The organism is Halegenticoccus tardaugens, from assembly GCF_004116405.1.
Lineage (GTDB): Archaea > Halobacteriota > Halobacteria > Halobacteriales > Haloferacaceae > Halegenticoccus > Halegenticoccus tardaugens.
The window spans coordinates 388,527-409,083 of record NZ_SDIC01000001.1 but is presented as its reverse complement, the minus strand read 5'-3'; the positions used below and the strand labels follow the sequence as shown (position 1 = coordinate 409,083).

Genomic DNA, 20,557 nt, shown 5'->3' with positions numbered 1-20,557 from the left:
CACATTCTTTGCCGTCCGTCCCGTACGGTACGTCGTGACAAACGGCGATCCGTTCGACGACTTCGACGACCTCGACCCCCTGGCCGACCTCGACCGCGCGGAGCAGCGGCTCTCCGTGCGCGTCGAGCGACGCCGCTACGGCAAGCCCGTGACCATCGTCGAGGGATTCGAGACCAGCGTCATCGACATCGACGAGGTGGCATCGGAGCTGAAACGCAAGCTCGCGACCGGCGGGACGGTCGAGGAGACCGCCGTCGAGCTCCAGGGCGACCACCGAAACCGCGTGCCGGGCGTGCTCGAAGAGATGGGGTTCGAGGTCGACTGAACCGCGTCGGCCCGACGGGGTCGATCGGCGCTCCCCTGCCCTCTTCCCGTGCCCTCTTATAGTCTACTCCTTCCAGTCGGGATCCGTTCGCGGCGGCCCGAAAATGTCGACGCCTTTCACCGGCGTCTCCCCCCGGTTCTCCGCCGCGTGCGGTTCCTCGCCCGGGATCACGTAGGAGTCGCCCGCCTCGACGCGGACTTCGTCCCCGTCGACGAGGAACGTCAGCGTCCCCTCGACGATGTACCCCGTCTGCTCGTGGTGGTGGCTGTGCTCCGGGACCGTCGCGCCGGGTTCGATGACGAAGTGCTGGACGCTCATCCGCTCGCCAGCGGCGAGTTGCGAGAGGTGGACGCCGGACACCGCCTCCGTCGAGTCGACCGCATCGGTGGGTACGCGCTCCATGCGCGTCCGAGCGCGGGCGGGGACGATAAAGGTCACCCCGGGCGGACTGCTCGCCGCGGGCGAACGAACTACCGCGGCGCGCGGAGCGTCGCCAGCGGCGTCTCCCGCGCCAGCACCGCGTTGACCACGGCGCCGAGAAGCAGGACGATTCCGCCGACGTACAGCCACGTCACGAAGAGGAGCACCGCGCCGAGGAGACCGTAGGCGGCGTACTCGCCGGCGACCCGCGTGTAGAGCGCGAAGCCGAACTGCAGGACCAGCCAGCCGAGGGCGGCGAAGAGGGTCCCCGGGAGGACCTCGCGGAGCGACACCGGCACCGGCGGCAGGACGTAGTAGATCGGCAGGAACGCGAGCACGAACGTCGAAAAGAGGACGACGGCGCTCGCGAGCGCCGGGTGCGCGACGGGGAGGTCGACGAACGAAGCGACGATCCCGGACAGCGTCATCGCGACGAGCGCGAGGGCGATCAGGCTGAGGACGACGACGCCGTCGCGCACCTGGTCCGACAGGGAGATCGCGGCCTCCGCGTCGTACACCGACGCGAACGCGATCTTGAGCCCGCGAAAGACCTTCAAGCCGCTCCACAGCGCCGCGATCAGGCCGACGATCCCCGCGCCCGCCCGGCCGCTCGTCGCGGTCAGCAGCCGAACGAGGACCCGCCGCGCGCTGGGGGTGAGCGTCGATCCGAGGCCCGCGATGAGGTCGCGGACGAACCGCCCCTCGCCGACGAACGAGGCGGCGGCGAGCGCGACGAGCAGGAGCGGGACGATCGACGCGAAGGCGTAGTGGGCGAACCCCGCCGCCATGAAGGTGACGTCGCGGTCGCGGGCGGTCCGCACGACCGCCGCGATCGTTTCGGTCAGCGTCATCGAGGGTCACTTCGCATGCGACGGTGTCGGACGGTCGAACCAAGACGCTTGTCGCCGTCGTCCGACAGGAGAGCCGGGCGATCCGCAGCGGGACAGTAGATTCAAGCGCGGGAGCGACCAACGGAGGTTCATGTACGCGGTGGTCGGCTGCACCGACTGTGGCAACCTCTGGCTGCTCAGCGACCCCGGCGAAACGGCGCGGTGTTCCCGCTGCGGCAAGCGGCACCGGACGCGGAAGCTCCGGCGGTTCTTCGAGTCGGACGACCGCGAGCAGGCGCGGCAGGTCCGCGCGGCGATGCTCGCGAGAAAGAGCGGTCACGGCGACGCCTTCTCGGAACTCGACGACGTGGCGGCGATGGAGGGTCGGCTCGACGACGTCGGAGTCGACGACCGGGAGTTCCTCGAAGGGGCGGGACTCGACGCCGACGAGGTCGCCGCCGCGGGGGACGTCTCTGGCGGCCGCGCTCGGGGGCGGCGCGAGATCGTCGAGGACGCCCTCCGCGAGGGCGACCGGCCGACCGAGGGGGAGGTCGTCGAGTACGCGACGGAACGCGACGTGCCGGCCGACGCCGCCCGCGACCTACTCGCGGCGCTCGTGCGCCGCGGCGAGGCGAGCGAGAGCCGAGGGCGCTATCGGCTCCTCTAGGGGCACTCTGGGTCCGGCGTCACAGCCCGCCCAGCAGTTCGACGACGGTCAGCGCCGAGACGACGACCGCGAGCAGCGCCTTCACCAACCGCAGCCACCGGTAGGCGCGCGATTCCGGCGTGTCGTGAGGGGGGCAGTCGGGACTCATGGGTGGGTGCGCCCGCAGGTGCTCACCGACGGACGCATTTTCCACGAAGAGACGTGTATGATTAAAATCGAGCCTTGTCCGCGCGGTGAAAGTGAAAGTGAAACCGGGAGGTCGCGACGGGGTGGTCGCTCGGGCGAGGGCGGGTCGACGGGCTACCGGCCGAGGCTCTCGTGGGCGCTCGACAGGTGCCGCGAGCCGAGCGCCGCGAGCAGCGAGAGTTCGCCGGCGAGCGCGCCGACGGCGACGCACTCGGCGAGCGCGTCGGCGTTGGAGCCGGCGGGATCGCCGCCGCCGCGGACGCCCAGCACGTCGAGACCCGCGGCCTGCGTCGGGAGCTTCGTCCCGCCGCCGACGGTGCCGACTTCGAGGCTCGCGAGCGAGACGGAGACGTAGAGGTCGCCGTCGGGGTCGACCTCCGCCGTCGTGATCGCGTTCGCCCCCTCGACGACCTGCGCGGCGTCCTGTCCGGTCGCGAGGAACATCGCGGCGACGACGTTCGCGACGTGTGCGTTGAATCCGAGGCTCGCCGCCTTCGCGCTGCCGACGAGGTTCTTCCGGGTGTTGATCTCCGCGATCGCCTCCGGCGTCGTGTGCAGGCGCTCCTCGACGACTTCCCGGGGGAGCGTCGCGTCGGCCGCGACGCTCCGCCCCCGGCCCTCGACCGCGTTGATCGCGGCGGGCTTCTTGTCGGTGCAGAGGTTCCCGGAGAGCGCGACGAGCGAGGCGGTCGTCTCGGACTCGACGAGGTCGCAGGCCGCCTCGGTGGCGATCGTGACCATGTTCATCCCCATCGCGTCCTTCGTGTCGTAGCGGAACCGGAGGAAGACGGTGTTGCCGACGACGTAGGTCGTCACGTCGAGCAGTTCGCCGTGGTTCGTCGTCGCCTCGGCCGCCGCGGCGAGGTCGGCCTCGTTCTCGCGAACCCACCCGACCAGCGCCTCGGCCTCGGCGACGTCGGCGACGCGGAAGGCCGGCGCCCGGGTCATCCCCGATTTGAACACGCGCGCGGTCGCGCCGCCGGCCCGCCCGATGACGGAGCAGCCGCGGTTGACGCTGGCGAGGAGCGCCCCCTCGGTCGTCGCGAGCGGGAGGTACCGCTCGCCCGAGCGCGCGCCGCCGTCGATCTCGACGGGGCCGACGACGCCCATCGGGATCTGCGCCGCGCCGATCATGTTCTCGACGGCGGCGTCCGCCGCGGCGGCGTCGAAGCCGTACGCGCCGACGGCGTCGAGATCCGCGCCCGAGTGCGCCTCGACGAGCAGTCGTCGGGCGGCGGCCGCGGTGTCGGCGTCCGCGTGCGCTTCGAGGTCGTAGAACGGGGCGTCGCCGTCGCGGACGCGCTCTGCGAGTTCGGCCGCGTCCGGCGCGTCGGAGTCCGCGGTGTCGGTCATGGCGGACGGTCGTTCCGGCGGTCGCTAAGGGTTGTCGGTTCCGCGCCTCCGCGGCGGACGGCGTGGAACCGTCGAACCGAACGATCGCGCCGGTCGAACGCTGCGGCCGGTTCCCGAACCGTTTTGCCGCGCGACCGCCCCACGGTCACCATGACCGAAGCCGCAGACCTCCTCCTGACGAACGCGGAGGTCCACACGCTCGCAGACGCCGACGGAAGATCCGACGGCGACGCCGACGAGGTCCACGAGGCCGTCGCGATCCGCGACGGTCGCATCGTCCGGGTCGGGTCCGCGTACGACCTCGGATTCCTCGCGGGGGTCGAAACCGAGGTGGTGGGTCTCGACGGTCGCACCCTCCTCCCCGGATTCGTCGACGCCCACACGCACCTCCCCATGACCGGTCGGTACCTCGTCCACGCGAACCTCGCCGGGGCGGGCGGCCCCGAGGAGTGCCGGACGCGCCTCCGAGAGCGCGCGACGGACCTCGAAGGGGGCGACGAGGACGAGTGGATCCTCGGGTTCGGCTACGACGAGAGCGGGTGGGACGAGCCCCGGTACCTGCGGCGCGAGGACCTCGACGCCGTCTCCGCGGAACGGCCGGTCGTCGCCTTCCGCGAGGACATGCACGTCGCCTCGCTCAACTCGGTTGCGCTCGATCGACTCGTCGACGGCATGCCCGCGGGAGACGTCCACCGCGACGGCGACGAGGCGACGGGCGTCGTCGTCGAGGAGGCCGCGGACGTCGTCTACCGGGCGATCGAACCGGGCCCCGAGGAGACGATCGCGCTCGTCCGGGCCGCCCAGCGGGCCGCCAACGAGCGCGGGGTGACCGGCGTCCACGACATGGTCCGCAGGTCGCACGCCCCGCGGGCGTACCGCGACCTCGACCTCGCCGGGGAACTCACGCTCCGCGTCCGGATCAACTACTGGTCGGACCACCTCGACGCCCTGATCGAGGCCGGCCTGCGAACCAACCACGGCAGCGGGATGGTCCGCACGGGCGCGATCAAGACGTTCACCGACGGCAGCTTCGGCGGCCGGACCGCGAAGCTCTCGGAGCCGTACGCCGACGCCGGTCCGGACGGGGAGGTCGGCGGGAGCGCCGACCCGAACGCGACCGGCCAGTGGGTGGTCGATCCGGCGGAGCTGGAGGACCTCGTCGCCCGGGCCGACGCCGCCGGCTTCCAGGTGGCGGCCCACGCCATCGGCGACGAGGCGATAGACGCAGCGCTCGACGCCTACGCCGACTGCGAGGACCCGGGCGCGTCGCGCCACCGCGTCGAGCACGTCGAACTGGCGAGCGACGAGGCGATCGCGCGGTTCGGCGACCTCGGCGTCGTCGCGTCCGTCCAGCCGAACTTCCTCAAGTGGGCCGGCGAGGGCGGCCTCTACGACGCCCGCCTCGGCGACCGGCGGACGGAGACGAACCGCTACCCCGCCCTGCTTTCGGCCGGCGCACCCCTCGCGTTCGGGAGCGACTGCATGCCGCTCGACCCGCTCCTCGGCGTCCACCACGCCGTGAACGCGCCCGCGGAGAGCCAGCGGCTCCCCGTGACCGAGGCGCTCCGCGCGTACACCCTCGGGGCCGCGTACGCCGGCTTCGACGAGGAGCGTCTCGGGACCGTCGAGGCGGGAAAGCGGGCGGACCTCGTCGCGCTGGAGCGCTCCCCGTGGGAGCACCCCGAGGAGATCGCGGAGACCGGGGTGGCGATGACGATCGTCGACGGCGACGTCGTCTACGACGGACGGTGAGCGCGTCGGCGCGATGAGTGCGCCCGCGACGGCCGGCGAATGCCCGGCGACTCGGTCGCTCCCGGACGGCTCAGTCGTCGTCCGCGCCGCCGGTCTCGCGCGCTCGATCCGCTCCGCCCGCGCCGTCCGCCTCGATCGGCCGCGCGCAGCCGTCCACGTCGACCACGTCGAGGTCGTCGTCGAGGACGATGCACATCGCGTCGTCGCCGCAGGGGATGTCGAGGCGAACGCGCATCGGCTCCTCCGAGAGGATCGTCGTCCGCTCGTCGCTCACGCACCAGTCGAACGTCCAGAACGGCCGGGTGCTGAGGTCGACGCCGCGCTCCGCGTGGAAGGTGAGCACCTCGGCGTTGTCGAGGAGGTTCAACCCGACGGACGAGTGGAGCCGGTTTCGGCACCGGGTGCACTCGTGGACGACCGCGACGTCGAGATCGGACGACTCCGCCGTCCGGGAGACCGTCGTCTCCACCTTCCCCATGCACTCCGGACAGACGCCGTCCGCGGCGAGGCAGTAGTGGTGTCTGACGTGGTGGTGGAACGCCTGCAGCAGCTCCCCGGGCGTCCGGTCGTCGAGGCCGCCCGGCGGGAACGAGTAGTTCACGTGCGTCGCGCCGCACGCCTCGCACTCGATGGTGAGGTGTTCGTCGAGGTACCACGCGAAGAGAGATCCGCCGCAGTCGTAGCACGAACCCGGAGCCTCGAACGGCTCCAGCCGCGCGCTGTCGGTGAACATCCCCGCGAAGACGGATCGGACGACCTTCCGGCCCGGGTACTGAAACTCGTACCCCTCGTCCGTCCGGCGGACGAAGTGGTCCGTGAGCTTCTTCAGGTGGTAGTTGAAGTGGGCGCTGTCGTCGATGTCGACGCGCTCGTACAGGTCGGAGAACGGGATGGGCCGCTCGTCGCCGCCGGCGTCGAGGAGCGCCTGCAGGATCTCGATCCGCGTGTCGTTGCCGAGGAGCGCGAACGCCTCGGCGGGGGAGAGGCCAGTCGCCTCCGGCGGCTCCGCCGTCGTACCCTTGGCGGGGTGACTCATGTCAATTACTACCGCGTCGTCCGGGAAAACAGTTCCCTCCCTCGACTCCGTTACAGAAACGGATTTCAGGAATCGCGCGCTGGGCGCGTCCGCCGCGCCGAATCGCACGGACGGCTCGAAGCGCGGATCCGTAGAAAAGGGCAACACTTAGTCCACGTTCGCGCCACCTTTCGGTGATGAGCTTCTTCGACCGCCTCCGCGATCGAATCGCGCGCACCGACAGCGTCGTCTCCGTCGGCCTCGATCCGGATCCGGCGCGAATCCCCGAGCACCTACGGGAGAAGGACCTGCCGCGCTGGGCGTTCAACCGCCGGATCATCGACGCGACCCACGAGTACGCCGCCGTCTACAAGCCGAACGCCGCGTTCTACGAGGACGCGGCGGGCTGGCGATCGCTCCGCGAGACGATCGCCTACGCCCACGGCAAGGGCGTGCCGGTCCTCCTCGACGGAAAGCGCGCCGACATCGGCAACACCGCGCGGCAGTACGCGGCGCTCCTCGACGAGGCGGACGCGATCACCGTCAATCCCTACATGGGCCGCGACTCACTCCAGCCGTTTCTCTCGCGGGCGGACAAGGGCGTGTTCGTCCTCTGTCGAACCTCGAATCCGGGCGGAGCGGACCTCCAGGACCTCGAACTCGCCTCCGGCGAGCCCGTCTACCAGCGGGTGGCCGCCCTCGCCGACCTGTGGAACGAGCGCGGCAACGTCGGGCTCGTCGTCGGCGCGACCGCACCCGAGGAGCTCGAAGACCTGCGCGAGCGGGTGCCGAACCTGCCGTTTCTCGTCCCCGGCGTCGGCGCGCAGGGCGGGGACGCGGAAGCCGCCGTGACGCACGGGTTGGCCGACGGGGTCGGCCTCGTCAACTCCTCGCGCGGGATCATCTTCGCGGGCGACGGTGCCGGCGAAGGGTTCGAGAAAGCGGCCGGGAGGGCGGCCAAACGGCTCCGCGACCGGCTGAACCGACACCGCTGAGGCCGACAGCGTCGAGCGATACCGTCGGCACCGACCGAGGACCCGCCGTTCGCTCCGTGTCGGGCGAGTGACTCTCGCCGCGTCGACACAATTCGCAGTATTGTACGATACTTGAATTTATTTCGCCCTTCGCTGTTCGTTCCCGTGGTGGAGGCCAGTGTTCTACCACGAAAACAAACTCCAGTACGACGTCGAAGTCGAGGACCCGAACCCCGTGTTCGCGAAGATGCTCCAGCAGGCGATCGGCGGCGTCGAGGGCGAGATGCGGGTCGCCATGCAGTACCTGTTTCAGGCCTGGGCGTTGCCGCCGGAGCACGAAAAATACCGGCGGATGCTCCTGAACACGGGCGCGGAGGAGCTGGGACACATCGAGATGCTCGCGACGGCGGTCGCGAAGAACCTGGAAGGCGCGCCGCTCGAACTGAAAGGGGAGATGACGCAGGCGGTCGGCGCGGGGACGATGAACGGCATCCAGCCCCGTCAGGTGCTCTCCTCGGGACTGCACGCGATGGCGGTCGACAGCGACGGCGTCCCGTTCAACGGGAACTACGTCGTCGCGAGCGGCAACCTCGCGGCCGACATGACGGCGAACGTCATGGCCGAGTCGACCGGCCGCCTGCTGGCGACGCGGCTCTGGGAGATGACCGACGATCCCGGCATGAAGGACATGCTCTCGTACCTCATCGCGCGCGACACGATGCACCAGAACCAGTGGCTCACGGTGCTGCAGGATCTCGGCGAGACCGACGATCCGTTCGAGGTGTTCCCCATCCCCGACAGCTTCCCCGACGCGGAGGAGAACGAGGAGTTCAACTACGCGTTCATGACCACGGACGTGGACGGGGGGTCGGACTCCGACGCGCCGTGGACGCAGGGCACTTCGATGGACGGCGAGGGGCGGTTCTCGCACGTCCGACAGCGCGACCTCGCCGGCGGCGACCCCGACATCGGCGCGCCCGATCCGCGGACCCACGACGACCCGACGCCGCGGGGGGAGGACTGAGGCCGCCCCGAGGAACCCCCTACCGCATCCCGGTTCCGGGACCGACGTCGTCGTCGCCGCGGACCGACGCCGCACACCGGGTACAGACCCCGTGCTCGCGGTCGAAGTGGCGCTCGCAGACGAGCGCGCCGCACTGGTCGCAGGCGTGCGATGCTTCGGCCGCCTCACAGATCTGACAGACGCCGGTGACGCTCATGCCCGCGCTTCGATCCCCGGCTACTTTTAGCGCACGGCCCGTGCGGACGGGACGCTTACGTTCGTTCGCTCCCTACCCGCTCTGTGGACCGCGATCGACTCGTCCTCGGGCTCGCGTCGGTGTTCGTCGGTCTCACCGCGTTACAGGTCGTGCTCGCGTTCGCGTACCAGCCGTTTCTGCTCGTTCTCGCGGCCGCCTTCGGCGCGACGGCGTACTTCATGTGGTATCAGGCTACCGGTCGAATGGCCGAGCGGATGCACCGGCGCGTCCGCTTCCCGGGCGCGCGCGGACGCTCGGGAATGGGGGGTCCGAGCGCCGGGGCGCGGCGCAGCGACGCGCGCGAGAACTACTACCGAGCGAGAACCGCGGGTGCCGCTGGCGGCGCGGCGACGGCGCGCGCGAGGCGGGGACCGACGCGGGCGGAAGCGTACCGGATTCTCGGTCTCGCGCCGGGGGCGAGCGCGCAGGAGGTAAAGCGCGCCTACCGCGCCAAGGTGAAAGAGGTCCACCCGGACACCGATTCGGGCGACGAGGAGTCGTTCAAGCGGGTCAACCGCGCGTACGAGACGCTCGTCGAGTGACCGCGGCGAGGTGGGTCGGTCCCCGTCGCCGGGACCGACCCCACACGATCTGATACGTACCGCTCGTGAGACCTACAGTGATACGGGAAGACACGGCACGAAAAGCGTTTTAGTAAACGCTCCCTTACCCGCGCCCATGAGCGCGGACCGGGCCATCCTGGAGGAGGCCCTAGAGCGCGGCGAAGAGGAAGGCGGCCCCATCGAATTCAAAGAACGGCTTTCCCGCGACGTCCACCTCGCGAGCGGACGGATGGAGAGCCTCGCCGCCCAGCTTCGCCACCGGGTGCTCTCGGGCGACGGGGAGGCGACCTACGTCGTCGGCGTGACCGACGACGGCGGCATCGCGGGGATCCCGCCCTCGGCGTTCTCCGAGTCGATGGACGTGCTCTCGCTGCTCGCCGAGGAGGCGGGCGCGCACATCGAAAACGTCGAGACGTGGGGCGTCGGCGCGGAGCCCGAGCGCGGCCTCGTCGGCGTCGCCACGGTGCGGGAGGGCGCGATGCTCGAAACCGACGACGAGCACATCGTCGTCGGCACCGCCGGCCACGTCGACCACGGCAAGAGCACGCTCGTCGGCTCGCTCGTCACGGGGCAGGCCGACGACGGCGACGGCGGCACCCGGAGCTTCCTCGACGTCCAGCCCCACGAGGTCGAGCGGGGACTCTCGGCGGACCTCTCGTACGCCGTCTACGGGTTCGACGACGGCAGCCCGGTCCACATGGACAACCCGCACCGCAAGTCCGATCGCGCGCAGGTCGTCGAGGAGGCCGACCGCCTCGTCTCGTTCGTCGACACCGTCGGCCACGAGCCGTGGCTCCGAACCACGATCCGGGGGCTCGTCGGCCAGAAGCTCGACTACGGCCTGCTCGTCGTCGCCGCGGACGACGGCCCGACGAAGACCACCCGCGAACACCTCGGCATCCTGCTCGCGACCGAACTCCCGACCATCGTCGCCATCACGAAGGTGGACGCCGTCGCCGACGAGCGCGTCGCCGAGGTCGAACGCGAGGTCGAACGTCTGCTCCGCGACGTGGGTCGGACGCCGCTGCGCATCGAACGCCACGGCGTCGACGCGGCGATCGAGGAGATCAGCGACTCCGTCGTCCCGATCCTCCGGACCAGCGCGGTCACGACCGAGGGGTTGGACTCCCTCGACCGCCTCTTCGAGCGCCTCCCGAAGACGAACAACCGCCCGGGCGAGTTCCGGATGTACATCGACCGCTCCTACAGCGTCACGGGCGTCGGCGCGGTCGCCTCCGGCACGGTGATGTCCGGCAGCGTCGAGGCCGGCGACGAACTCCTGCTCGGACCGATGCCAGACGGTCGGTTCCGCGAGGTCGAGGTCCGCTCCATCGAGATGCACTACCACCGCGTCGATCAGGCGAAGGCCGGCCGAATCGTCGGGATCGCGCTCAAAGGCGTCAAGGAGGCCGAGATCGAGCGCGGGATGGTGCTCGCGCCGCCGGAGTCGGACCCCCGGCCGGTCCGCTCGTTCGAGGCGGACGTGATGGTGCTCAACCACCCGACCCGCATCGGCACCGGCTACGAGCCCGTCATCCACCTCGAAACGGTCAGCGAGGCCGCGGTCTTCCGCCCCGACGGCGGACGTCTCCTGCCCGGCGACACCGGAAGCGCCCGCATCGAGTTCAAGTTCCGCCCCTACCTGATCGAGGAGGGACAACGGTTCGTCTTCCGCGAGGGCCAGAGCAAGGGCGTCGGCACCGTGACGAGGGTGTACCGCGAGTGAGGGGAGCGTACCGCGACTGACGACGGAACGGGAGACGCGGCGCACCTCCCGTCGCCGTCGCTCGACCGACTCGGTGTAGTCACTCGAACGGTCCGTCGGCGTCACTCGAACGAATCGGTGCCGTCACTCGAATCCTTCGACGCGACGTAACCGCCGTCGACCGCCTCCGTGAGATCTAACAGCGCCAGCCACGTCAGGAGCCGCGCCGTCCGCTCGCGCCAGGCGGCTTCCCACCCCGAAGGATCCCGGTAGTGTTCCCACCGGGGCACCCGGTCGCGGAGCGCCTCGAACGCCTCGTCCGCGGTTCGGGGCTCGTCCGCCGCCGAGAGCGCCGCGAGCGCCTCCTCGGCCCCGAAGACGCGGCGGCGGAACGCGTCGCGCAGTCGCTCCGGCGTCGGCTCGATACGGACGCGTCTGTAGCCCGAGGGCGTCCGCTCGGCCAGTTCGAGCGCCCGGAGGAAGGCGAGCCACGTCCGGGCGGCGTCGCGGCCCGGGAGGTCCAGCCGGCGCGCGAGCCGGCGCGTGCAGTCGTCCGCCGACCCCGGCACGAGGGGAACCGCGCGCTGCGCCGTCGCGACGGCGTCCAGCGAGGCCGGCGGCTCGGGAACGGGCTTGAATCGCATCGCTCACCTGCCCCGACTCACCGCAGGTCGAACGACGCCGCGAGCAGGTCCTCGTTCGTCGCGCCGTGGACGTGCGTCGGGCCGTTCGCCACGTCGATCGTCACCTGCGCGGGGGCGAAGACGGTCTCGGGGAGGTCGTAGAAGTCCCAGCCGGCGCTCTCGAAGATCTCCTCGAACGGCGTGCCGTACTCGTCGGCCGCGGTCGAGGGCACCTCGTCGAAGCGGTCGAACCCCTCGCGGACGTGCAGGTACACCCGCCCGCCGTAGGCGAGCGCGTCGTTCGTCCGGCCCATGGCGACGCCCTCGTCGTAGCTGACGGGCGCGACGGGGGCGCTCCCCGAGACGGACAGCACGTCCAGCGGATCGTAGCCCAGTTCCGACAGCCGGAACACGGCGAGTTCGGCCGCCCGGGCGGCGATGGAGACGCTACCCGCGACGCTGCCAGTGGCGTAGGCGGGCAGGAACACCGCCGTCTCCGCGACGCCCGCGAGGTCCGCGACGTGCGCCGCGACCTCGTCGGTCGGGAGGTCGACGCTCTCGACGGCGAGGACCGTGAGGTCGAACTCGTCGTAGTAGCCGAGGCGCTCGAAGTCCGTCTCCTCCCCGACGAGCGCGCGCGCCGGGCCGCTGCCGAGGCCGTCGAAGTCGCCGAACTCCAGCTCCCAGCCGGCCTTCTGCGAGCCGAGCAGCGCGACGCCGGGGTGGTCGGTCGCGAGTTCGACGTGCGGCAGCGGTGCGCCGGCCACGTCGCCCATGCGGGTCTGGATCGTCGCCAGCCCCGCCGTCTGTATCTCCGTGAGCAACAGCCCCGCCTCGATCCCCCCGTCGGCGTCGACGCCGAAGTCGAGCACCGTCGCCCCCGAGTCGAGCTCGTAGGCGACCATCCCGAGCTCGTCGGCGAAGTCGAGCGCCTCGTCGACGAGTTCGATCGCCATCCGGTTGATGCTGTCCATACGCGGCGTTCGAGCGGACCGGGCTAAAGGGTTTGTTAGTCGCCCGGGACGGCCGTCGATCCTATCCGCCTCGCTCCCGTGCCTCCGCACGCCCATGCTCGAACTGTACCAGGCGGAGGGCTGTCCCTACTCGGAGAACGTGCGCGAGAAGCTGAGCGAACTGGGCGTCTCGTACGTCGCGCACAACCCCAGAACCCACGACGGGGACGTACTGAACGAGGGGACGCACGGGGAGTTGACGGCGCTCGGCGGGCGGGATCAGATCCCCTACCTCGTCGATCACCGACGCGAGGAGGCGATGTACGAGAGCGACGACATCGTCGCGTACCTGGACGAACACTACGGCTGATCGCCGGGCGCTCGACGAAAACGTCGTTCGCCCAGTCGTCGGGGTGGCCAGCTATCGGTCCTTCCGCGCTTCCCGCCCCAGTTCCCGCTCGACGGCCTCGACCTTCTCGCGCGCGCCCTCGGTCGAGGTTCGCTTGTCGTCGATCTTCAGGAACGTGCTCACCCGGTCGGCGTCGACGGCGTTGTGCGCGGCGGCGACCGCGGCGAGCAGCGTGTCCACGTCGTCTGCCTCGACGACCGTTCCCATGGGGTTCGTCTCGTAGCCGACGTCGAAGTCGTCGAGGGCGGCGACCGCCTTCGCGACCTCCTCCGCCATGCTGCCTTCGGTGACCGGTGCGACGCTCAGGAGCGCGATGACTGTCATACCTCACCTCTCGTCCGCCAGCGGCCTAAGTCTGCGGGGCCGGCGGCGGCGGAGATCCGCGGGGGCGACGAGTCCGAGACCGAATCCGTCAGCCCCCAGTCAGCGATCGTTATGCTTCCGACGCGCGTCTATGTATCATCATGGCGCAGCCGCTCACGAGCGACCCCGGCCGACGACCGACAACGACCAGCGACCGCACCTCCGCCGGGGCGATCCCGCGCGGCGTCTCGGTCGCGAACCAGCGCACGACGGACGAGTTCGGCGAGGCGTACCTCGTCTGGCGCTGTCTCGACTGCGGCGAGACGGGCGACCTCGAAGCGTTCCCGAGCGAGTGTCCGAACTGCGGCGCGGGCCGCGAGGATCTCTACTACTGGACCGAGGACTGACGGGCCGAAGAAAACCGGCGGGGGCGACGAGAACTGACGGGCGCGACGCCGAGATCCGTCGGCGCCGAGCTTTTGTCGCCGCGGAGCCGAAGGGGACCTGTGTACCTCTCGCACCCGGTTCGACGGATCAGGGACGACCCGACGCCCGGCGAGTCGGTGCCGCTCGTCGTCGAACGCGCCGCGTCCGCCGACCCGGACGCGATCGAGGAGGCGATCGCCGACCTCGACGGGGACGTCGACCGCAACCTCGGGTTCGACGCGGTGCTGGTGACGGTCCCCGAGACGTCGGTCGCCGCGCTCACGGAGCGCGACGACGTAGCGCGGATCGAGACGGCGAACACCATCTCGCTCGGACTCGACTCCGGCGCGAAGGACGACGCGGACCGGGAGGCGGGAGGCGACCGCTCCTAGACCGCGCTCGATTCGTGTGAGCGATTCGAATCCCAGCGTCTCGCGGACGCCATCACTCGAAGTGCCGATCGACAGTACAGTCGCTCACGGAAGTGAGTTCGGGAGAAGTGCGCTGGCTGGGATTTGAACTCGCGAAGACGGTCCTGCTCGTTCGCTTCGCCCGCTGTGCGGGCTGCGACTTCTCTGCTCAAATCCCGGGGTTCCGCATTCACGAAATCAAAGCCTCGCGTCGAGATGAAACTCGCCGCTCGGGGTGCTGAACGTAGAGAAGTGCGCTGGCTGGGATTTGAACCCAGGTTGTGACCATGGCAAGGTCACGTGATACCACTACACTACCAGCGCCCGTCGCGCGTCGCAGCGCCACGTTGCTGCGTTCGTCTCTAACTGGCGATTGAGTATTAAGGGTTCCGAAATCCTCTTGAATCGATAGCGGGCGTGGGGGTAGCTCTCATTCACCGAAACGAGAGAAACTCCCGTATTCGGTCATGTGAGGGCCTGACAGTCGCGTCCGCATTTCGCTACCCTTTTAGGGGCGTATCCGGTACAATCGCCACAGTCTAGTGGCGAGACGCCGAAGGACGGACATGACGCTCACCGTCTGCGTTCCGTCCTCGCTCGTCCGGGAGGCCGAGGATCAACGCGAGGCCACTCGCAAACTCGGCTACGTCGCCCGCGCGGCGGCGGTGTTCCGGGCGGACAGACTGGTCGTCTTCCCCGACCGGGAAGGCGAGCGACGCTGGGGCGGCGAGTTCGTCGCTACCGTGTTGGAGTACGCTGCGACGCCCCCCTACCTCCGACAGGAGGCGTGGGGAAAACGCGACGAACTGCGGTACGTCGGCGTGCTCCCGCCCCTGCGCGTCTCGCCACGGACCGGCTCCGAACCCGACGGTTCGGGGTCGTCAACACAGGGAATCGTGACCGAGGTCGGACCTGAAGGCCGCGTCCGGGTCAATTGCGGACTGCAACACCCGATCTCCCTCTTCGTCCCCTCCGGAATGGAGGTCGAGGAGGGGGAGCGCGTCACCGTCAGGATCTCTTCGCGAGAGCCGGTTCGCGCGCGGATCGTCGACGAGGCCCCGCCGGGGTTCGTCGTCGAGCGCGCGGACCTCCCGGAAGCGCTCGGCCGTGAGGGCGCCGGCGTCCGAATCGCGACGTCGCGTCACGGGCAGAAGCTGTCCGTGACGCGGCTTTCGGCGCTGGCCGGGTCCCTCGAAGGCGGCATGACCGTCGCCTTCGGGGCGCCCGAACGGGGGCTTCCGGACATCCTCGGCGTCGACGTCGAGGACATCCCCGCCGGGACGACCGGCGAGGGAGGCGGACCCGTCGGTAGCGACGGGCGACACGTCGGACCCGACTCCGAAGCCGGGTTCGACCTCTGGCTGAACACGATTCCGCGACAGGGCAGCGAGGTCGTGCGAACCGAAGAGGCGATGTTCGCATCTCTCGGCTGTCTGACACTCACGGAGTGACACAATGCCACAACCAAGCAGACCACGAAAAGGCTCGCTGGGCTACGGTCCACGCAAGCGTGCGACCAGCGAGGTCCCTCGCATCAAGTCGTGGCCCGACGACGACGGGTCGCCCGCGCTGCAGGGCTTCGCCGGCTACAAGGCCGGCATGACCCACGTCGTGATGGTCAACGACGAGTCCAACTCCCCGCGCGAGGGGATGGAGGAGTCGGTGCCCGTCACGGTCGTCGAGGTGCCGCCGATGCGAGCGGTCGCGCTGCGAGCCTATGAAGAGACGCCGTACGGACTGAAACCGCTCACCGAGGTGTGGGCGTCCGAGCTGGACGACGACCTCGACCGCGTCCTCGACCTGCCGTCCGAGGACACGTTCGGGGAGGATTCGGAGGAACTCCGCGCCCTCGTCGACGGGGGGCGGGTCGACGACCTCCGCGTCATCACCCACACGGTCCCGAGCGGGCTCAAGAACGTGCCGAAGAAGAAGCCCGACGTGATGGAGACGCGCGTCGGCGGCGGCTCCGTCGAGGAGCGCGCCGATTTCGCGCTCTCGCTCCTCGAAGACGGCGGCGAGTACGACATGGCCGACGTGTTCCGCGCCGGCGAGTACCTCGACGTCGCCGGCGTCACGAAGGGGAAGGGCACCCAGGGCCCCGTAAAGCGCTGGGGCGTCCAGAAGCGGAAGGGCAAACACGCCCGACAGGGGTGGCGACGGCGCATCGGCAACCTCGGCCCGTGGAACCCGAGCCGCGTGCGCTCGACCGTCCCCCAGCAGGGGCAGACGGGGTACCACCAGCGCACGGAGCTGAACAAGCGACTCATCGACGTCGGAGACGGCGACGAGGCCACCGTCGAGGGCGGCTTCGTCAACTACGGCGAGGTCGACGGGCCGTACGCGCTCGTCAAGGGATCGCTGCCGGGACCGAACAAGCGACTCCTCCGGTTCCGCCCGGCCATCCGGCCGAACGATCAACCGCGCCTCGATCCCGAGGTGCGCCACGTCTCCACAGCATCCAATCAGGGGTAAATCATGGAAGCAACAGTACGCGACCTGAACGGCGAGGAGGCGGGCACGCTCGACCTGCCGGCGGTCTTCGAGACGCCGTACCGGCCGGATCTCATAAAGCGCGCCGTCCTCGCCGCGCAGGCAAACAGAAAGCAGGCCTACGGAGCCGACCCGTACGCCGGGATGCGAACCCCGGCGGAATCGCTGGGCAGCGGCCGCGGTCTCGCGCACGTACCGCGCGAGAACGGCCGGGGTCGACGCGTCCCCCAGACGGTCGGGGGGCGCAAGGCGCACCCGCCGAAGGCCGAAAAGGAACAGGGCAAAGGAATCAACAAGAAGGAGCGGCAACTCGCCACGCGATCCGCCATCGCCGCGACGGCCGACGCGGACCTCGTCCGCGAGCGCGGCCACCGCTTCGACGACGACGTCGAACTCCCGCTCGTCGTGAGCGACGAGTTCGAGGACCTCGTGAAGACGAGGGAGGTCGTCGAACTCCTCGAAGCGCTCGGCGTCCACGCCGACGTCGAGCGCTCGGACGAAAACCGGAAGGTGAAGGCCGGCCGGGGCAAGACCCGCGGCCGAAAGTACCGGCGGCCCAAGTCGATCCTCTTCGTCACGAGCGAGGAGCCGTCGAAGGCGGCGCGAAACCTCGCCGGGGCCGACGTCGCGACCGCGGCGGACGTCAACGCCGAGGACCTCGCGCCCGGCACCCACGCCGGCCGGCTGACGATCTTCACCGAGAGCGCGGTCGAGGAGGTGGCGAACCGATGAGTTCCGTCGTACGCTTCGCGCGCGACGACCTCGTCGTTCTCACCCGAGGTGAGAGCCGATGAGCGTGATCGAACACCCGCTCGTCACCGAGAAGGCGATGAACGAGATGGACTTCGACAACAAGCTCCAGTTCGTCGTCCACCTCGACGCGACGAAATCGGAGATCGAAGACGAGGTCGAATCGCGCTACGACGTGACCGTCACGAAGGTGAACACGCAGGTCACGCCGAAGGGGAAGAAGAAGGCGACCGTCACGCTGGGCGCGGACGACGACGCCCAGGAGATCGCCTCGCGAATCGGGGTGTTCTGACCATGGGACGCAGAATTCAGGGTCAACGACGCGGCCGCGGCAGCCCGACGTTCCGGGCCCCGTCGCACCGTTACAAGGCTGACCTCTCGCACAAGAAGTCGGAGGACAGAGACACCGTCTCCGGGACGGTCGTCGACATCGAGCACGACCCCGCCCGGAGCGCGCCGCTCGCGGCGGTCGAGTTCGAAGACGGTGACCGACGCCTCGTGCTCGCGCCCGAAGGCGTCGGCGTCGGCGACGAGATCCAGGTCGGCGTCAGCGCCGAGATCAAGCCGGGCAACACGCTCCCGCTCGCCGAGATCCCCGAGGGGATCCCGGTGTGTAACGTCGAGAGCAAGCCGGGCGACGGCGGCAAGTTCGCCCGCGCGACCGGCGTGAGCGCACAGCTTCTCACCCACGACCGCCACGTCGCGGTCGTGAAGCTGCCGAGCGGCGAGGTCAAGCGGCTGAACCCGCAGTGCCGGGCGACCATCGGCGTCGTCGCGGGCGGCGGGCGCACGGAGAAGCCGTTCGTCAAGGCCGGCAACAAGTACCACAAGCTGAAAGCGCGCGGGACGAAGTACCCGCGGGTCCGGGGCGTCGCGATGAACGCCGTCGACCACCCGTTCGGCGGCGGCGGCCGCCAGCACCCGGGCAAGCCGAAGAGCGTCTCGCGCAACGCGCCGCCGGGACGGAAGGTCGGTGACATCGCCTCGAAGCGCACCGGCCGCGGCGGCAAAGGAGGCAACAAATGAGTTCAGAGTACCGCACCGGCCGCGAGGGTGAGTTCACCTACCGCGGTCACACGCTCGACGAGCTGCAGGACATGGAGCTTGACGAGGTCGCAGAATTGCTCCCCGCTCGACAGCGGCGAACCATCAAACGAGGACTGACGGTCGAACACGAGAAGCTGCTCGAGAAGATCGAGGGCAAGACCGAAGAGGAGACCGCGAACGACCCGGTTCGGACGCACCTCCGGGACATGCCGGTTCTCCCCTCGTTCGTCGACCTCACCTTCGCCGTCTACACGGGTCAGGAGTTCGAGCGCGTCAAGGTACAGCCGGAGATGATCGGCCACTACCTCGGCGAGTTCCAGCTCACCCGGACGTCGGTCGAGCACGGGCAGGCCGGCATCGGCGCGACCCGGTCCTCGAAGTTCGTGCCACTCAAGTAAGCCATGGGAATCAACTACAGCGTCGAGGCCGACCCGGACACGACGGCGAGAGCCATGCTCCGGGAGCGGCCCGTAAGCCTCAAGCACAGCAAGGCCATCGCCCGAGTGATCAAGGGGATGACCGTCGCCGAGGCCGAAGAACACCTCGAAGCGGTCATCGCGGGCGAGCGCTCGGTCCCGTTCAAGCAGCACAACAGCGGCGTCGGTCACCGAAAGGACATCGACGGCTGGGACGCAGGACGGTACCCGAACAAGGCCTCGAAGGACTTCCTGAAGCTCATCGAGAACGCGCGCAACAACGCCACCGAACAGGGGTTCGAGGGCGAATCGATGCGCATCGCGCACGTCGCCCCCCACAAGGTCGGCGAGCGCATGGGGCGAAAGCCCCGGGCGATGGGTCGCGCGGACCCGTGGAACACGACGCTCTGCGACATCGAGCTCGTCATCGAGGAGGTCGACGAGACGGAGGGTGACGACTGATGGCGGACGAACAGCAGTTCATCGAGGACGGGCTCCAGAAGTCCCAGATCGACGAGTTCTTCGCCTCCGAGCTCGGCCGCGCGGGCTACGGCGGCATGGAAGTCGCGAAGACGCCCATGGGGACGCAGATCGTCCTCAAGGCCGAAAAGCCCGGGATGGTCATCGGCAAGGGCGGCAAGAACATCCGGAAGATCACGCGCGAACTCGGCGAGCGCTTCGACCTCGACGACCCGCAGATCGACGTCCAGGAGGTCGACGAGCCGGACCTGAACGCCCGGATCGTCGCGGACCGCCTCGCCAACGCGCTGGAGCGCGGCTGGTACTTCCGGAAGGCCGGCCACACCACGATCGACCGGATCATGGACGCGGGCGCGCTCGGCGCGGAGATCAAGCTCAACGGCAAGGTCACCGGCGCGCGCTCGCGCGACGAGAAGTTCAACCGCGGCTACATCAAGCACAACGGCGAGCCCGCCCAGTCGGTCGTCGAGACCGGTCAGGGCGTCGCCGTGATGAAGCTCGGCACGATCGGCGTGACGGTGAAGATCATCCCGCCGGGCGCGGAGCTCCCGGACGACTTCGCCGTCGCGGAGGACGTTGAGGTCGAGGCGGTCGAGCAGGTCGCGGAGACCGAAGGCGTCGAGGGACTCCTCGAAGAGCCCGAAGACGAGAAGGTGCCGGACGCCGGGGCCGAAAGCGAGCAGGTTCCGGCGGAGCACTCCCACGAGGAGTCCGCCGAGGACGCCATCGACGAGGAGGTCGTCGAAGAGGTCGTAGAAGAGACCGGCGACGTCGCCTCCCGGAGCGAGAGCGCCGAACCCGACCCGCAGGAGGAGCCGGTCGGACCGGGCGACGTGGAGGACGAAGAGCCGGCCCTCGACGAGGGCGCGGAGGCGACCGACGACGCGGACGCCTCGTTCTCCGAGCTCGACGAGGAGGTCGAACAGGAGGCCGCGGACCTCGTCGCGGAGATGGAGTCGGACGACGAGGAGGGCGAGCAGTAATGGCCATCCTCTACACCGGGGAGATCCGCGACATGACGCCCGCGGAGCGCGAGGCCGAACTCGAAGAGCTCGAGACGGAGCTGCTCAACGCGAAGGCCGTACAGGCCGCCGGCGGCGCGCCGGACGACCCCGGCCGGATCGGCGAGCTGCGCCGGACGATCGCGCGGATCAAGACGATCCAGCGGGAAGAAGGCGACCTCGACGAAGAGACCGAGTAA

Annotated in this window: 28 protein-coding genes and 1 tRNA gene; 19 read left to right on the top strand and 10 right to left on the bottom strand. The window is 69.8% G+C overall.

Annotated features, from left to right (window positions below; all coding sequences use genetic code 11):
- Positions 1 to 34 precede the first annotated feature (34 nt).
- Entirely contained in the window at positions 35 to 325 is a 291-nt protein-coding gene (gene yciH / locus C3L37_RS02185; RefSeq protein WP_129112977.1) for a stress response translation initiation inhibitor YciH, read from the top strand.
- A 63-nt stretch (positions 326 to 388) separates the two neighbouring features.
- Here the strand turns inward: yciH and C3L37_RS02180 are convergent, their stop codons facing one another.
- Positions 389 to 727 (bottom strand): cupin domain-containing protein, encoded by a 339-nt coding sequence (locus tag C3L37_RS02180; protein ID WP_129112976.1) that lies wholly within the window; start codon positions 725 to 727, stop codon positions 389 to 391.
- Between the two features lie 68 nt (positions 728 to 795).
- The gene (locus C3L37_RS02175) at positions 796 to 1,596 is read right to left on the bottom strand and encodes a YihY/virulence factor BrkB family protein (RefSeq protein ID WP_129112975.1); all 801 of its coding nucleotides are present in this window, start codon (positions 1,594 to 1,596) and stop codon (positions 796 to 798) included.
- 130 nt (positions 1,597 to 1,726) lie between these two features.
- On the opposite strand from C3L37_RS02175, the gene C3L37_RS02170 reads away from it, so the two are divergent.
- A complete protein-coding gene (locus tag C3L37_RS02170) occupies positions 1,727 to 2,242 on the top strand; it encodes a DUF5817 domain-containing protein (protein WP_129112974.1) in 516 nt (171 codons plus the stop codon).
- A gap of 19 nt (positions 2,243 to 2,261) precedes the next feature.
- Here C3L37_RS02170 and C3L37_RS25245 read toward each other — a convergent pair whose 3' ends face one another.
- Together C3L37_RS25245 and hmgA are read right to left on the bottom strand one after the other, a co-directional pair.
- Positions 2,262 to 2,390, bottom strand: coding sequence for a hypothetical protein (locus C3L37_RS25245; protein ID WP_267195296.1), 129 nt, complete (start codon positions 2,388 to 2,390; stop codon positions 2,262 to 2,264).
- Between the two features lie 152 nt (positions 2,391 to 2,542).
- The gene (gene hmgA, locus C3L37_RS02165; RefSeq protein ID WP_129112973.1) at positions 2,543 to 3,781 is read right to left on the bottom strand and encodes a hydroxymethylglutaryl-CoA reductase (NADPH); all 1,239 of its coding nucleotides are present in this window, start codon (positions 3,779 to 3,781) and stop codon (positions 2,543 to 2,545) included.
- A 150-nt stretch (positions 3,782 to 3,931) separates the two neighbouring features.
- On the opposite strand from hmgA, the gene C3L37_RS02160 reads away from it, so the two are divergent.
- Positions 3,932 to 5,533: an amidohydrolase gene (locus tag C3L37_RS02160; RefSeq protein ID WP_129112972.1), complete on the top strand. Its 1,602-nt coding sequence runs from the start codon at positions 3,932 to 3,934 to the stop codon at positions 5,531 to 5,533.
- A 70-nt stretch (positions 5,534 to 5,603) separates the two neighbouring features.
- Here C3L37_RS02160 and C3L37_RS02155 read toward each other — a convergent pair whose 3' ends face one another.
- A complete protein-coding gene (locus C3L37_RS02155) occupies positions 5,604 to 6,569 on the bottom strand; it encodes a winged helix-turn-helix domain-containing protein (RefSeq protein WP_129112971.1) in 966 nt (321 codons plus the stop codon).
- Positions 6,570 to 6,745: 176 nt separating this feature from the next.
- Here C3L37_RS02155 and pyrF point away from each other — a divergent pair, with 176 nt between their 5' ends.
- A complete protein-coding gene (gene pyrF, locus C3L37_RS02150; protein WP_129112970.1) occupies positions 6,746 to 7,543 on the top strand; it encodes an orotidine-5'-phosphate decarboxylase in 798 nt (265 codons plus the stop codon).
- Between the two features lie 157 nt (positions 7,544 to 7,700).
- Complete coding sequence (locus tag C3L37_RS02145) at positions 7,701 to 8,546, top strand: manganese catalase family protein (RefSeq protein ID WP_129112969.1); 846 nt, start codon at positions 7,701 to 7,703, stop codon at positions 8,544 to 8,546.
- A 19-nt stretch (positions 8,547 to 8,565) separates the two neighbouring features.
- Here C3L37_RS02145 and C3L37_RS24100 read toward each other — a convergent pair whose 3' ends face one another.
- Positions 8,566 to 8,742 (bottom strand): hypothetical protein, encoded by a 177-nt coding sequence (locus tag C3L37_RS24100; RefSeq protein WP_164974638.1) that lies wholly within the window; start codon positions 8,740 to 8,742, stop codon positions 8,566 to 8,568.
- Between the two features lie 83 nt (positions 8,743 to 8,825).
- Here C3L37_RS24100 and C3L37_RS02140 point away from each other — a divergent pair, with 83 nt between their 5' ends.
- Both C3L37_RS02140 and C3L37_RS02135 read left to right on the top strand, forming a co-directional pair.
- Positions 8,826 to 9,323, top strand: a complete 498-nt coding sequence (locus tag C3L37_RS02140) for a J domain-containing protein (RefSeq protein ID WP_129112968.1) — start codon at positions 8,826 to 8,828, stop codon at positions 9,321 to 9,323.
- A gap of 136 nt (positions 9,324 to 9,459) precedes the next feature.
- Positions 9,460 to 11,070 (top strand): GTPBP1 family GTP-binding protein, encoded by a 1,611-nt coding sequence (locus C3L37_RS02135; RefSeq protein ID WP_129112967.1) that lies wholly within the window; start codon positions 9,460 to 9,462, stop codon positions 11,068 to 11,070.
- Positions 11,071 to 11,171: 101 nt separating this feature from the next.
- Here the strand turns inward: C3L37_RS02135 and C3L37_RS02130 are convergent, their stop codons facing one another.
- The gene (locus tag C3L37_RS02130) at positions 11,172 to 11,693 is read right to left on the bottom strand and encodes a hypothetical protein (RefSeq protein ID WP_129112966.1); all 522 of its coding nucleotides are present in this window, start codon (positions 11,691 to 11,693) and stop codon (positions 11,172 to 11,174) included.
- Positions 11,694 to 11,710: 17 nt separating this feature from the next.
- Positions 11,711 to 12,646, bottom strand: coding sequence for a methenyltetrahydromethanopterin cyclohydrolase (gene mch, locus C3L37_RS02125; protein ID WP_129112965.1), 936 nt, complete (start codon positions 12,644 to 12,646; stop codon positions 11,711 to 11,713).
- 94 nt (positions 12,647 to 12,740) lie between these two features.
- On the opposite strand from mch, the gene C3L37_RS02120 reads away from it, so the two are divergent.
- Positions 12,741 to 12,995 carry a glutathione S-transferase N-terminal domain-containing protein gene (locus tag C3L37_RS02120; RefSeq protein WP_129112964.1) on the top strand — a complete coding sequence of 85 codons (255 nt, stop codon included), beginning with the start codon at positions 12,741 to 12,743 and terminating at the stop codon, positions 12,993 to 12,995.
- Between the two features lie 51 nt (positions 12,996 to 13,046).
- Here C3L37_RS02120 and C3L37_RS02115 read toward each other — a convergent pair whose 3' ends face one another.
- The gene (locus C3L37_RS02115; protein ID WP_129112963.1) at positions 13,047 to 13,358 is read right to left on the bottom strand and encodes an MTH1187 family thiamine-binding protein; all 312 of its coding nucleotides are present in this window, start codon (positions 13,356 to 13,358) and stop codon (positions 13,047 to 13,049) included.
- A gap of 140 nt (positions 13,359 to 13,498) precedes the next feature.
- Here C3L37_RS02115 and C3L37_RS02110 point away from each other — a divergent pair, with 140 nt between their 5' ends.
- Both C3L37_RS02110 and C3L37_RS02105 read left to right on the top strand, forming a co-directional pair.
- Positions 13,499 to 13,744 (top strand): DUF7130 family rubredoxin-like protein, encoded by a 246-nt coding sequence (locus C3L37_RS02110; RefSeq protein ID WP_129112962.1) that lies wholly within the window; start codon positions 13,499 to 13,501, stop codon positions 13,742 to 13,744.
- Positions 13,745 to 13,843: 99 nt separating this feature from the next.
- Positions 13,844 to 14,155, top strand: coding sequence for a hypothetical protein (locus C3L37_RS02105; RefSeq protein ID WP_228546081.1), 312 nt, complete (start codon positions 13,844 to 13,846; stop codon positions 14,153 to 14,155).
- A gap of 271 nt (positions 14,156 to 14,426) precedes the next feature.
- On the opposite strand, the gene C3L37_RS02100 is transcribed toward C3L37_RS02105, so the two are convergent.
- Positions 14,427 to 14,497: transfer RNA gene (locus tag C3L37_RS02100), tRNA-Gly, on the bottom strand.
- Between the two features lie 242 nt (positions 14,498 to 14,739).
- Here C3L37_RS02100 and C3L37_RS02095 point away from each other — a divergent pair.
- Genes C3L37_RS02095 through rpmC form a run of 9 tightly spaced genes read left to right on the top strand, consistent with a single transcriptional unit; the run spans position 14,740 to position 20,557 of the window.
- On the top strand, positions 14,740 to 15,624 hold the full coding sequence (locus C3L37_RS02095) for a putative RNA uridine N3 methyltransferase (RefSeq protein WP_129112960.1): 885 nt from the start codon (positions 14,740 to 14,742) through the stop codon (positions 15,622 to 15,624).
- Positions 15,625 to 15,628: 4 nt separating this feature from the next.
- Entirely contained in the window at positions 15,629 to 16,645 is a 1,017-nt protein-coding gene (locus tag C3L37_RS02090) for a 50S ribosomal protein L3 (RefSeq protein ID WP_129112959.1), read from the top strand.
- A gap of 3 nt (positions 16,646 to 16,648) precedes the next feature.
- Positions 16,649 to 17,395 (top strand): 50S ribosomal protein L4, encoded by a 747-nt coding sequence (gene rpl4p / locus C3L37_RS02085; RefSeq protein ID WP_129112958.1) that lies wholly within the window; start codon positions 16,649 to 16,651, stop codon positions 17,393 to 17,395.
- Between the two features lie 58 nt (positions 17,396 to 17,453).
- Positions 17,454 to 17,705: a 50S ribosomal protein L23 gene (locus C3L37_RS02080; protein WP_129112957.1), complete on the top strand. Its 252-nt coding sequence runs from the start codon at positions 17,454 to 17,456 to the stop codon at positions 17,703 to 17,705.
- Between the two features lie 2 nt (positions 17,706 to 17,707).
- The gene (locus C3L37_RS02075; protein WP_129112956.1) at positions 17,708 to 18,439 is read left to right on the top strand and encodes a 50S ribosomal protein L2; all 732 of its coding nucleotides are present in this window, start codon (positions 17,708 to 17,710) and stop codon (positions 18,437 to 18,439) included.
- A complete protein-coding gene (locus C3L37_RS02070; protein ID WP_129112955.1) occupies positions 18,436 to 18,858 on the top strand; it encodes a 30S ribosomal protein S19 in 423 nt (140 codons plus the stop codon). Before C3L37_RS02075 ends, C3L37_RS02070 begins: the two co-directional genes overlap by 4 nt.
- Positions 18,859 to 18,861: 3 nt before the next feature.
- Complete coding sequence (locus tag C3L37_RS02065) at positions 18,862 to 19,338, top strand: 50S ribosomal protein L22 (protein WP_129112954.1); 477 nt, start codon at positions 18,862 to 18,864, stop codon at positions 19,336 to 19,338.
- Positions 19,338 to 20,339 (top strand): 30S ribosomal protein S3, encoded by a 1,002-nt coding sequence (locus C3L37_RS02060; protein WP_129112953.1) that lies wholly within the window; start codon positions 19,338 to 19,340, stop codon positions 20,337 to 20,339. The genes C3L37_RS02065 and C3L37_RS02060 overlap by 1 nt, the downstream gene beginning before the upstream one ends.
- Positions 20,339 to 20,557 carry a 50S ribosomal protein L29 gene (gene rpmC, locus C3L37_RS02055; RefSeq protein ID WP_129112952.1) on the top strand — a complete coding sequence of 73 codons (219 nt, stop codon included), beginning with the start codon at positions 20,339 to 20,341 and terminating at the stop codon, positions 20,555 to 20,557. The genes C3L37_RS02060 and rpmC overlap by 1 nt, the downstream gene beginning before the upstream one ends.

Bases quoted from the DNA above. Each gene is read 5' to 3' on its own strand.
- rpmC (WP_129112952.1), top strand. From the start codon at position 20,339: ATGGCCATCCTCTACACCGGGGAGATCCGCGACATGACGCCCGCGGAG.
- C3L37_RS02160 (WP_129112972.1), top strand. From the start codon at position 3,932: ATGACCGAAGCCGCAGACCTCCTCCTGACGAACGCGGAGGTCCACACG.
- rpl4p (WP_129112958.1), top strand. From the start codon at position 16,649: ATGGAAGCAACAGTACGCGACCTGAACGGCGAGGAGGCGGGCACGCTC.
- C3L37_RS02175 (WP_129112975.1), bottom strand. From the start codon at position 1,596: ATGACGCTGACCGAAACGATCGCGGCGGTCGTGCGGACCGCCCGCGAC.
- C3L37_RS02155 (WP_129112971.1), bottom strand. From the start codon at position 6,569: ATGAGTCACCCCGCCAAGGGTACGACGGCGGAGCCGCCGGAGGCGACT.
- C3L37_RS02080 (WP_129112957.1), top strand. From the start codon at position 17,454: ATGAGCGTGATCGAACACCCGCTCGTCACCGAGAAGGCGATGAACGAG.
- C3L37_RS02065 (WP_129112954.1), top strand. From the start codon at position 18,862: ATGGGAATCAACTACAGCGTCGAGGCCGACCCGGACACGACGGCGAGA.
- hmgA (WP_129112973.1), bottom strand. From the start codon at position 3,781: ATGACCGACACCGCGGACTCCGACGCGCCGGACGCGGCCGAACTCGCA.
- C3L37_RS02170 (WP_129112974.1), top strand. From the start codon at position 1,727: ATGTACGCGGTGGTCGGCTGCACCGACTGTGGCAACCTCTGGCTGCTC.
- C3L37_RS24100 (WP_164974638.1), bottom strand. From the start codon at position 8,742: ATGAGCGTCACCGGCGTCTGTCAGATCTGTGAGGCGGCCGAAGCATCG.
- mch (WP_129112965.1), bottom strand. From the start codon at position 12,646: ATGGACAGCATCAACCGGATGGCGATCGAACTCGTCGACGAGGCGCTC.
- C3L37_RS02135 (WP_129112967.1), top strand. From the start codon at position 9,460: ATGAGCGCGGACCGGGCCATCCTGGAGGAGGCCCTAGAGCGCGGCGAA.
- C3L37_RS02130 (WP_129112966.1), bottom strand. From the start codon at position 11,693: ATGCGATTCAAGCCCGTTCCCGAGCCGCCGGCCTCGCTGGACGCCGTC.
- C3L37_RS02180 (WP_129112976.1), bottom strand. From the start codon at position 727: ATGGAGCGCGTACCCACCGATGCGGTCGACTCGACGGAGGCGGTGTCC.
- C3L37_RS02110 (WP_129112962.1), top strand. From the start codon at position 13,499: ATGGCGCAGCCGCTCACGAGCGACCCCGGCCGACGACCGACAACGACC.
- C3L37_RS25245 (WP_267195296.1), bottom strand. From the start codon at position 2,390: ATGAGTCCCGACTGCCCCCCTCACGACACGCCGGAATCGCGCGCCTAC.
- C3L37_RS02120 (WP_129112964.1), top strand. From the start codon at position 12,741: ATGCTCGAACTGTACCAGGCGGAGGGCTGTCCCTACTCGGAGAACGTG.
- C3L37_RS02095 (WP_129112960.1), top strand. From the start codon at position 14,740: ATGACGCTCACCGTCTGCGTTCCGTCCTCGCTCGTCCGGGAGGCCGAG.
- C3L37_RS02090 (WP_129112959.1), top strand. From the start codon at position 15,629: ATGCCACAACCAAGCAGACCACGAAAAGGCTCGCTGGGCTACGGTCCA.
- C3L37_RS02075 (WP_129112956.1), top strand. From the start codon at position 17,708: ATGGGACGCAGAATTCAGGGTCAACGACGCGGCCGCGGCAGCCCGACG.
- C3L37_RS02070 (WP_129112955.1), top strand. From the start codon at position 18,436: ATGAGTTCAGAGTACCGCACCGGCCGCGAGGGTGAGTTCACCTACCGC.
- pyrF (WP_129112970.1), top strand. From the start codon at position 6,746: ATGAGCTTCTTCGACCGCCTCCGCGATCGAATCGCGCGCACCGACAGC.
- C3L37_RS02060 (WP_129112953.1), top strand. From the start codon at position 19,338: ATGGCGGACGAACAGCAGTTCATCGAGGACGGGCTCCAGAAGTCCCAG.
- C3L37_RS02115 (WP_129112963.1), bottom strand. From the start codon at position 13,358: ATGACAGTCATCGCGCTCCTGAGCGTCGCACCGGTCACCGAAGGCAGC.